The organism is Clostridioides sp. ZZV14-6345 (assembly GCF_020657775.1).
Taxonomy (GTDB): Bacteria; Bacillota; Clostridia; order Peptostreptococcales; family Peptostreptococcaceae; genus Clostridioides; species Clostridioides difficile_D.
In genome coordinates this window covers 20,830-28,724 of record NZ_JAGWCX010000052.1, presented here as the reverse complement: position 1 = coordinate 28,724, position 7,895 = coordinate 20,830, and the positions used below count along the sequence as shown (strand labels likewise).

General features: G+C 26.2%; 7 protein-coding genes. All 7 read right to left on the bottom strand.

All coding sequences use genetic code 11. The features are described 5' to 3' along the window. Positions 1 to 88 precede the first annotated feature (88 nt). The 7 genes from KGF39_RS13750 to KGF39_RS13720 all read right to left on the bottom strand — a co-directional run bounded on the left by KGF39_RS13750 (position 89) and on the right by KGF39_RS13720 (position 7,781). Entirely contained in the window at positions 89 to 2,005 is a 1,917-nt protein-coding gene (locus tag KGF39_RS13750) for an endonuclease MutS2 (protein WP_054274095.1), read from the bottom strand. A 249-nt stretch (positions 2,006 to 2,254) separates the two neighbouring features. Continuing rightward, positions 2,255 to 2,413, bottom strand: coding sequence for an RtcB family protein (locus KGF39_RS13745; protein WP_227822739.1), 159 nt, complete (start codon positions 2,411 to 2,413; stop codon positions 2,255 to 2,257). 216 nt (positions 2,414 to 2,629) lie between these two features. Next, positions 2,630 to 3,613 carry a protein kinase domain-containing protein gene (locus KGF39_RS13740; protein ID WP_227822738.1) on the bottom strand — a complete coding sequence of 328 codons (984 nt, stop codon included), beginning with the start codon at positions 3,611 to 3,613 and terminating at the stop codon, positions 2,630 to 2,632. 182 nt (positions 3,614 to 3,795) lie between these two features. Continuing rightward, positions 3,796 to 5,055 (bottom strand): VanW family protein, encoded by a 1,260-nt coding sequence (locus KGF39_RS13735; protein WP_227822737.1) that lies wholly within the window; start codon positions 5,053 to 5,055, stop codon positions 3,796 to 3,798. Between the two features lie 239 nt (positions 5,056 to 5,294). Then, positions 5,295 to 5,924 (bottom strand): endonuclease/exonuclease/phosphatase family protein, encoded by a 630-nt coding sequence (locus tag KGF39_RS13730; RefSeq protein ID WP_227822736.1) that lies wholly within the window; start codon positions 5,922 to 5,924, stop codon positions 5,295 to 5,297. Between the two features lie 193 nt (positions 5,925 to 6,117). Further along, positions 6,118 to 6,279 carry a hypothetical protein gene (locus KGF39_RS13725; RefSeq protein ID WP_003424559.1) on the bottom strand — a complete coding sequence of 54 codons (162 nt, stop codon included), beginning with the start codon at positions 6,277 to 6,279 and terminating at the stop codon, positions 6,118 to 6,120. Between the two features lie 341 nt (positions 6,280 to 6,620). After that, on the bottom strand, positions 6,621 to 7,781 hold the full coding sequence (locus tag KGF39_RS13720; protein ID WP_227822735.1) for a DUF819 family protein: 1,161 nt from the start codon (positions 7,779 to 7,781) through the stop codon (positions 6,621 to 6,623). Positions 7,782 to 7,895 lie beyond the last annotated feature (114 nt).

The following is a 7,895-nucleotide window of genomic DNA, read 5'->3' as shown; positions in this document are numbered from 1 at the left end:
TTAGAAGAATACACACTTTATTTTAAAGACCCATAAAGAAGCTATCTAAAAATAAAATTTTATCTTTAGATAGCTTCTTCTATGTTTTTTATATTTGTTTTCTATTCTCTCTAATTTCTTTCTGAATCTTTTTAAGAGCTTTTTTTGAACCCCTCTGGATATCTTTTTCTAATTTTCTATCTTTAAAATTAGTAAACAATGTATCCAAATCATATCCTTCTGGATACAATTCTGATGCTTTTATACTAAGTTGTAACCTTTTTATGTTTACTGAAATAAAATTATTATTAAACAATACTTCTACATTATTAAACTTGTCTATTGGTTTATATACAACTCCAAAATCATCTTCATCTAGTAATTTTACTTTATCTCCTACATTATAATCTGTATAGTTTGGAATCACTTCTAAATTATTGTTATCTTCAATATTAGATTGTAGTTTACTCCTTTTAACTAAATCTAAATTGTAGTTTCTATCAATTATATACTCTTTAGCTCTATCTAATACTCTATTTTTTATGCCCATTTTTTTGGAAATAAAAAGAGCATTACTATCTTCAGATTTTCCTATAGTCAACTTATACATGGGTTCTAAAGTTTCTTTATCAAACATCATACCAGCATTTTCAAACTCTGGATGTAAATTAGCAAACTTCTTTATCTCTCCATAATGAGTTGATGCTATTGTTATACATCCCATTTTATAAAATTCTTCTAACAGTGATATTGCTAAGCCTGAGCCTTCATTAGGTTCAGTTCCACTTCCTATTTCATCAAATAGAACAAGGGTAGAATTATTTGATAAACTCATAATCTCTGCAATATTTTTTATATGTGATGAAAAAGTACTTAAGGCATTTTCAATGCTTTGATTATCACCTATATCTACAAAAACTTTTTCAAATACACTAAATTCACTGCCTTCTTTTGCAGAAATATCAAATCCACATTGAACCATTAAAGTTAACAGCCCAACAGTCTTAAGAGTTACAGTTTTTCCTCCTGCATTAGGTCCTGTTATTATAAGACTTCTATAGTTTTGGCCTATTTCAAAATCTAAAGGTACTACATCTCCTGTTAGAAGTGGATGTTTACCTTTAATTATTTTTATATAGCCATTATTATTTATTTTTGGAGTAATTCCTTTTATTTTTTGGCTATACTTGGCTTTTGCAAATACCATATCATATTCAGAAAGTATCTCTATATTTAATTTTATCTGACTTATCTTATCAAATATAAGTTCTGTTAAATAAGATAATATTTTATATTCTTCAATAGTTTCATCAGCTTTTAGCATAGTCAATTCTGTACTTAAATTTGAAACACTTATAGGTTCAATAAATACAGTATTTCCTTTTGACGATGTGTCTAATATAGTACCATCAACTTCATTTTTATAAGAAGATTTAATTGGTACTACATATCTATCATTTCTTTTACTTATTATAAACTCTTGTATATACTTTTTATTTACAGTTGATGTTACAAATTTATTTAATCTATCTTTTATTTTTCCTTCTGTAATTTCTATATTTCGTCTTATTTTTTTTAATTCTTTACTAGCATTAGAATCCACTTTATTGGATTTTATACAGTAATTTATCTCATCTTCTATATTTTTACATTCTGTTATATTTAAAGCATAGGAACTTAATGTCGGTGAATAAAATTCTTTTTCTAGCATAAAGGCTTTCATCTTCCTACAACCTCTTAAAAAATCTCCAATATTTATAAGTTCAACTGGTTCTATTATCATTCCTTTTTCAATTTTATCTATTGTAGAACCTGCATTAAATAATCCTTCAAGTGGTATGTGATTACTATTTTCAATTATCTTTCTAGCTTCTTTATTTTCTGCTAACTTCCTTCTTACTACTCCAATATTCCCACTAGGAGTTAATTTATCTATTAAATTTTTTCCTAGCGAACTTACACAATGTATTTTTATTAATTCTTTAACTTCATTTAGTTGTAATCTTTCAAATGTATTACTATTCATTATTTTTCTCCTTTATTTATAAGCCATCATCTTTTAAATCACCATATCATTTACTTTGATAATAGTTATTTTGTGAACAACTTAATAAATAAGGAGTTATTATATACCAAACTCCTTATTTATTAAGAAGTTTAACTCCGGACTCATTAATGTTAGTATTTTTTTTCATAAAACACTTCTCCTTTTCTATTCTTATTTAGACACTTATATCAGTGCTTCTAATATTATTCCATAAATTATATATTCATGTCAATAAAAATTAAATAAAGTAATTCCACAGCCTATATCATTTCCAATTATATGTGGATAAATAATATTTCTAGTTTCAACTGCTAAACCCACAGGTATTTTACCCGCATGTAAATCAGGTAATCCTACTACTCTTAAAATTCCATCTAAATTTGAAATATCTTCAAGTTATTTCTTTGCTATATCTTCAATCCAACATTTTTTACTTGCTATAAGTGTTATTTTACTCATGCTTTGCTCCTAAATATTTAATACCTCATTATTTTTTGCTAACATAATAACCACTTCCTTTCATAATTTAAAACTATACTATAATTTCTATATATATGTATATCATTCATATACACTTCTTTTAAAATATTTAATATATAATTTTTATATTATGGAACTAATAATAATCATTGAAATCATGACTATTGCTAGACCAGCAACAACAAGTTTTTTATGTAATTTTTTTCTCACTTTGATTTTATCTTCTTTTTTAACCTGTACAATGTTATTTTGTTTCTGTTCTTCTTCTTTCTCATCTTCAACTTCTATATATGCTTTTTCATACATTACTTTGCTTAAATCAACAATAATATCATTGGCTCTAGTATACTTATTATTCCTACCAAGAAGCCTTTTTATAACATTTATAAGTTCTATATTTCCATTAATTGCTTTTATACTATTCCAATCTAATCCTTTATCAATAGATTGTAACATTTTTTCTTCTGAATTTGATTCTCCAAAAGGTAATTTTTTAAATATAGCCTCAAATAGAATAAGGCCTGTTGCAAAAAAATCACTCTCTTTATCAGTATAATTTATACATAGTTGATGTGGACATAAATATCTTCTGTTTCCATAGCTTCTTGTATTAACCCCATTATTTGCTTTTGTAATTCCAAAATCACAAATTTTAATATTATATTCTGTATCTACTATTATACTACTTGATTTTAAACTACCATGATATGAATTATTCCTATGTATCATTTCTAAAGCTTTTAAAACTTGTATCATTATATTTACAATTGCTTCTAAATGAAGATAATTACCTAGAATTAATTCATCTAATCCGATACCATTAAAGTCTTCACTTACAACATAATACAATGTTGTTTCTTCTGTACAATGAATCCCAACATCTATTATTTTTAGTATATAAGGAGAATTTATCTCATCTAAAGCAGTACTTTCATCAATTAAGTTTGAAACAAAATCCTCACAGATATAATTATTATGCTTTATGACTTTTATGAGCACATTTTTTCTGTAAAAAACATCTCTAGCTTTATAGATTTTGTTAATTTCTAAAACGTCATCAGAATTTACTACCTCATATCTATTGCCTATAAAATTCAACCATGTCACCTCCTCATACATTTTATATAACTAAATCTATTTACAATTATACCAATATATAGGAATATTTTCTATATATTAATGATTGTAATATTAAAACAAGAACTAGTAATGATAATTTTATACAAAAAAACAAGGAAGTCATAAACTTCCTTGTTTTTATATTATAAATATCACTCTAAAAAAATTATTTATTTTTTTAATTCTTTATATGAACTATTTGATATATGTTCTTTTTTTATGACCTTTCCACTTGAATCTTTAAATATTCGATATGTAGAATACTTATTCTGCCCAGTTTGTTTTACTTCTATAGATATATTCGGTTTGTCACCAGAATTACCATAGATTACTGATGATACGCTTCCTCCACCTGCATAATTTTTAATATATACAGGATGATTATATGGATTTTTAAACTTTAAGTTTAATCCCCCATCACTCACAGTAGCATCTCTTCCTTTAGGCACATAAGTAGATGCAGATGAATGGTTTGTAACTTGAGTTATCTCCATCCCTGAAAGAAGAGCAGCATTATAAACTGTTGAAGATGTCTGGCAAACTCCCCCTCCTGCTGCTTGTTCTAGCTTACCATAGACTATAACTGGCGCATCTTTATAACCATTTGCTTTATTACTAGGTCCTGTAAGTTTATTGTATGAAAATTCTTCACCTGGCATTAGTAATACATCACTAGTTTTTCTTGCTGATAAACCTACATTATATGACCTACCCTCTACAGCTTGAGAATAAGTAGTTGAATATTGACCTATAACAGAATTCACAGTTTTTACTTGTTCAGTTGTTATATCTGGTTTTTGAAGATTTACTTTAAGTTCCAAAGACTTATGTTCTTTATTTTTTATCATATTATATATAGATTCTTTATTTGCTGCTAAATCAAATTCTCTACCTATAACAGAATCTGTATAACTTAATCCTCCACTTCCAACACTAATAGAAGCATTTTGCATCTTAATATTGATACTATCTGCTATAGAAGATACTTTAGAACTAAGTTTTGCTTCATCATATTCAGACTCTATTTTTAGAGTTAGTTTATTTATTCTTATGTTAATGTATTTTTTTAAGTTTTGAAAGTAAGAACCTTGTTTTGTAGTCTCATACGCATTTTTTACAACTTCTTCTGTATTATATCTTAAATCAATATCCTTTGGAGATATTTTATAATCTTTTCCATCATAAGTAAGATTCAAGTCTTCTGGAGTATACTTACTTGTTACAACTTTTAATGCTTCTTCTTTAGTCATATCAGACACATTTATTCCTTCTATGTATACATTTTTAGCGATTTTCCCATTATACAGAAATTTGTTGTTAAAAAAATAAGTAAATCCTCCTATTACTACAATTAAAATTGCCAATCCTATTATTAAATTTCGCTTTTTTTCTTTTCCTAATTTTGAAACCCTTGTTGCTCTTCTATTCATAACTTCACCTCATTTTAACACTAACTCAATTTCACCTGATAGAGTTTCCATTTCAAAACTACTTTAGATTATATTTGAATAGCCTTTTTTAAACAAGGAATTTAATCAAATGTAACTTTATTGTAAATTTATGTCTTATAATTGGTTTTATTTTTGATATCTTTTCATTATATTTTTTTATTATTTCTTAATAAAAAAATCGTTACTTTTATAATAATTAACTTGATTTATATTAAAATTTAAATGTATCCTATCACAGGATAATGGTCTGATAGGTAAATTTTTTCTACTGTATATTTTTTTAATTCAGTATTTTTATTAACAAAAATGTAATCTATTCTAGAGTTTGATTTTTCAAATGTAGGTAAATAAGACTTATTTAATGAAATAGCCATATCATGGAACATGCTTAAAGATACATTTTTCTCATTGAAGTCACCGCACAAAACAACTGTCCCTACTAATCTATTTCTATAGTCTATTATTTCGTCTAATTGCTTTACTCTTTCTTGTCTGTCAAGTCCCAAGTGAGTATTTATTATGTTTATAATTTTTCCATATACATTTGTAGTTATACAAAGTGCTCCCCGTTGCTCCTTCTTGCTAGTTAAAAAAAAATGATTACTATTTAATATTTTAAATTTTGTAAATGTACAAATTCCATATATCATATTTACTTTTTTCACATTTGTAGCAAATGAACCCTCCATATTTAAAACAGCTTTTAAAGTTAAAAATTGATGATATAATACTTCTTGCAAACAAATCACATCACTATCCAATTGTTTTAAATATATTCCCATTTTAGTTAGAGTTAATCTATTATCTGAATCCATACCTTTATGAATATTGTAGGTTACTATTTTCATAATAATATCACCTCTTATTATAATATAACACTGTTTAAAGTTTAAACTTATTTATTTTTAATTAAAAAACATCACTTCTCTTATAAAACTAAATACTTACAAACTTTATCACAAAAAAACCTAACTTAAGTATTTATATTCTACATAAGTTAGGTTTTACAAACAATTATAATATTTATTATTTCATTCATTTTTAATGATGGTTCTCCTTTTTTATCTTCTTCAATTTCCCTTCACTCACAACAAATAAAAATCCCATCTTCTTATATATTTCATCCAATTCAATTAAAGTTACTTCACCATTTTTTAAATTTGTTAATGTTATATCTTGTATTCTTCTTGATGGAATTATCATAAGTTATCAACACTCCTTTAAATTCTTTTTAATCTTTATATTTAAATATATTTATGTATTTTGATATATATTCATAAATTATTAAAATAAATTCAAAAAACACCCGTTCTGCAAACATTCGTTCTGTATATTTATTATACATCATACAGATGTTCGATTCAATATATAAATTAAATATATCTCGATTTTGGTAAATTTTACAATATTATGCACTAAATATGTCAAAATATCCTATTAAAATGAATTATCTTGTCAAGCAAAAAAGCCATTTCAATAAAAGTTTACGCTTAAATTGAAATGACTTTTCTTATTTAAATTATTAATTTTACACTGCGTTTTTATTAAGCTAGCATATGTAATATTTGAGTTACTATAAGAGCACAATAAGTACCTATAATATTTCCTAAAAGCCCCATCAATACGCCCACTGGTATTAATACAGGATTATGAACTCCAGCAATCATAGGAGCCGTAGTTACCCCACCTATATTAGCTATACTTCCTACCTCACAAGTAAATAAATCAAGTTTAAACAGTTTTGCAAGCCCTATAAACGAAATCGCATGTACAAGAACTACTACTAATCCAAACATTATGTAAACAGGTGCTTCTGATAATCCAAAGAAATTTGCTTTACTACCTGTAGCTGCAAGGAGTAAATACATAAACACATTTCCTACTAGTGTACTACCTTTAAGCTTTGATATTTTTGTCATACCTAATAATATTGACACTGTAGATGCAACAAGTACTACCCACATAGTTTCATTAAGTATACCTGAAGTTGGAAGTATCTTAGATACAATTTGTGCAAAAGCTGCTACTCCAAAACCAACAGAAAGTAAAATCATAAGTTCCACAAACGTAGGTGCTGTATTATCTTTATTTTCTTTTTCAAGTTTTGATGTAACCTCATCTATAAAACTTGTGTCACACTTTGTCCATTTGTTAAATCTAGGTCCAAATTTTACAGACATTAGACAAATAGACATCCATACTGTATATCCTATAGACCCCATAAGTATTGCATAACTAAGACCTTCTTCTGCAACTCCTAGAGCATTAGCTGCTGCAATCATATTTGATGAACCACCTATCCATGAACCAGATGCTGCTCCAAGAATTTTCCATGAATCGGAAGCCATTGAACCTTTAAAAATTATGAATGCTATAACAAACCCAAGCATAAATGTAAATGTAGCACAGAAAAATGACAATAACATCTTAGGTCCCATTTTTAATATTTTTCTTAAATCACATTGAATTAATAAGAACACTAACATTAATGGAAGAAAATTTACTGTTATTATATTTTGATATACTCCAACATCTTCATTCTGTGCAAACAAACCAAATGATGCTAGTATAGCAGATCCTAAGTAGATTAAAAGCATTGGATTAATAACATCAAATATCTTCCATTTCAATTTATCTACCATAAAAAAAATTACACCTACAAATACAACCAAGAAACTACAATATACAAATCCATTCTCAATCACATTACACACATCCTCTCTTTTCCCAATTAATTTGATTTTTTATGATTCCTAAATAAAGACTTTTTTCAGACAATAGACACTAAAAATAAATATTTTTATCTATATCATGCTAAT

Bases quoted from the DNA above. Each gene is read 5' to 3' on its own strand.
- KGF39_RS13750 (WP_054274095.1), bottom strand. From the start codon at position 2,005: ATGAATAGTAATACATTTGAAAGATTACAACTAAATGAAGTTAAAGAA.
- KGF39_RS13725 (WP_003424559.1), bottom strand. From the start codon at position 6,279: ATGATAATTCCATCAAGAAGAATACAAGATATAACATTAACAAATTTA.
- KGF39_RS13735 (WP_227822737.1), bottom strand. From the start codon at position 5,055: ATGAATAGAAGAGCAACAAGGGTTTCAAAATTAGGAAAAGAAAAAAAG.
- KGF39_RS13730 (WP_227822736.1), bottom strand. From the start codon at position 5,924: ATGAAAATAGTAACCTACAATATTCATAAAGGTATGGATTCAGATAAT.